At 41.2% G+C, this 2,749-nt stretch carries 2 protein-coding genes and 1 pseudogene; all 3 read left to right on the top strand.

Annotated features, from left to right (window positions below):
* Positions 1-1,738, top strand: a 1,738-nt coding sequence (locus tag G337_RS0119040; RefSeq protein ID WP_028865275.1) for an HD-GYP domain-containing protein, incomplete at its 5' end; no start/stop codon positions are given.
* A 138-nt stretch (positions 1,739-1,876) separates the two neighbouring features.
* A pseudogene (tnpA, locus tag G337_RS26790) lies at positions 1,877-2,170 on the top strand (IS200/IS605 family transposase); the annotation flags it as partial.
* Positions 2,171-2,387: 217 nt separating this feature from the next.
* The gene (gene tnpA, locus G337_RS0119050; protein ID WP_028865276.1) at positions 2,388-2,681 is read left to right on the top strand and encodes an IS66 family insertion sequence element accessory protein TnpA; all 294 of its coding nucleotides are present in this window, start codon (positions 2,388-2,390) and stop codon (positions 2,679-2,681) included.
* Positions 2,682-2,749 lie beyond the last annotated feature (68 nt).

A 2,749-nucleotide genomic window follows, 5' to 3' on the forward strand; every position in this document is an offset into this window, starting at 1 on the left:
ATTTTTTTTGGTTCAAAATGACAAGGTCGTTTTGCAAAGCATCCTTAATAAGGCACTGTCCTCATTGACAACTCAGGAAATACAGGCTTTGGAAAGTAAATGGTATGATAAAGCTGGAGATATAGGCAGGGAGCATACTTCAATCGTTCCCGTATCTTTATTAACTATTACAAATGAAAACCGGGGGCGTGTGATTTCTTATCAACAAGAGGGAAGAGAGTATCTGGCATTTACTGCCTATATGGACTCAGATCTCGGTGTCACTGAGCAGTTTGGTATTGTTGTACCCGCCCATATACTGATGGATCCGTATCTAGAGGTGATATGGTTTTCAATATATGTGGCGATACTGCTTTTGCTGCTTTCTATTCCGTTGGTAATACATAGTGCAAATCTGATCGTAAAACCGATTCGTATATTAATGAATGAAAATGAAAAGGTGCGCTTAAGAAAGTTTGATAATGTGGTAAATGTACAAACAAGAATCAAAGAGCTGGCAGAGCTTTCATCTTCCCTCGTGTCCATGACAGAAGATATAAAAACATACCAGAAGGGCCAGCAAAAGCTGATGGACGGCTTTATAAAGCTCGTTGCCGGAGCAATTGACTGCAAATCTAAATATACCGGCGGGCACTGCTCAAGAGTACCGGAGTTGGTTAAAATACTGGCTAAAGAAGTGAACTCTGCCAATGAAGGTCCCTTTAAAGAATTCACTCTGCAGACAGACGATGAATGGCGGGAATTGTTTATTGGCGCCTGGTTGCATGACTGCGGTAAAGTGACTACACCGGAGTATGTTGTGGACAAAGCAACAAAACTGGAAACTATTTTTAACCGAATCCACGAGGTGCGCACGAGATTTGAAGTGATCTGGCGCGATGTACAGATAGAGCATTATGAGCGTCTGTTGAAGGGAGCTGATAAGAGTAAATCAAAGGCATTGATGATTGAAGCTCATAAAGAGTTAACGGAAGACTTTACCTTTATCGGTGAGTGCAACATTGCCGGCACGTTCATGAGTCCAGAGAAACAGGCGCGGGTGGCGGCTATTGCATCGCGGACATGGTTAAGACATTTTGACGATCGTCTCGGCCTTTCTAAAGAAGAGTCAATCAGGTTTGCTGTTGAGGACAACCCGAGTCTGCCGGTTCAGGAAAAGCTTCTAAGTGACAGCCCCAAACATATTTTAAAGCGGAAAAATTTTGATTTTGATGAATACAAGCGGTATGGCTTTAAAATGGAAGTACCAGAGTATTTGTTCAATTATGGTGAAATCTATAACCTCTGCATAGCCAAAGGAACACTTACAGCAGAAGAAAGATTTATAATTAATGAACATGTGATTATGTCGATCAAAATGCTGGAATCGCTTCCACTTCCGGAAAATCTCAAACGGGTCCCCGAATACGCTGGAGCACATCATGAGACAATGACGGGAACAGGTTATCCCAGAAAGCTAAGCAAAAAAGAGTTATCAGTACCTTCGCGGATGATGATGATAGCTGATATTTTTGAAGCTTTGACCGCATCGGACAGACCCTATAAAAAAGAAAAAAAATTATCAGAGGCAATTAAAATATTGAACGGTATGAAAAATGACGGGCATATTGACCCTGACCTTTTTGAACTTTTTTTGAGCTCCGGCGTTTATTTGAAATACGCGGCAAAACATCTAAAAGATGAACAGATTGATGAGGTCGATATCTCTTCATATTTACAAACCGGAAGAAAAATCTGATATTGCTAAACTGGACTTATTTATTAAAAATTAAAACCACGTCCTGTGGGCGTGGTCATCAGCTTTAGGCTATGCCTGAAGCTTCTACTCCTGCTATTAACCAATTTAGTTGTCCCCACAACAAAAAAGGAAAGTAGCATGAGTAGATTTGAGAAATTATCACACGTTTTATGGCATTGCCAATACCATATTGTTTGGGTGCCGAAATATAGATATCGAATATTAACAGGCTCAGTTGGTAATGAAGTTTATCGCTGTATCCACATATATTGCGGCAGGTTAGGATGTGAAATTGTAGAATTAAATGTACAGCCGGATCATGTACACTTGTTAGTGAAAGTACCACCGAAAATAGCGATATCAGAGCTCCTTGGAGCAGTAAAAGGGCGTACTGCGATTCGAATATTTAAACAATTTCCTAATCTAAGAAAGAAGCCACGGCTAGCGCATTTTAATCCCTGATTCTAAAAGGGTTGAGCGATAGCCATCATCTAGTGCCGCCATCTTTTTTTCGTAGCTAAACTCGCCGACTTTGTCTTATCTTGTTTAAATAAGTCCATCGCTATTTTGTAAGCGTCCGGCAAACAGCACATTCACCTGTCGCGCTTAGTTCATTACAGTATCTCCAAACTCATTATTGGAGATACACATGCAGGAAAAAACGCGTCATAAGTGGATCGCACTGATTGAACAGCAGCAAGCAAGCGGATTATCCGTGGTGGAATTCTGCGATAATAATCAAGTAAGCCCGAAATCATTTTACAGTCGCAGAAAGATACTTACACAAGGCAATGCCGAATCATCATTTATTAAAGTGAACACTACCAAGTCGTCCGCTCAAGTAAATTATCTGCAGCTCAGCATTGGTCCGGCAAGCCTGCAGATACCAGGAGACGTTAATCCGCAGTGGTTAGGCACATTACTGCAGGCGGTTTCTTCATGAAAATGTTTGTTGAGCCGGATGACATCTACCTGCACTGTGCACCTGTTGACTTTAGAAAGTCCATCAAC

The organism is Psychromonas aquimarina ATCC BAA-1526 (assembly GCF_000428725.1).
In the GTDB taxonomy this organism is placed as follows: domain Bacteria; phylum Pseudomonadota; class Gammaproteobacteria; order Enterobacterales; family Psychromonadaceae; genus Psychromonas; species Psychromonas aquimarina.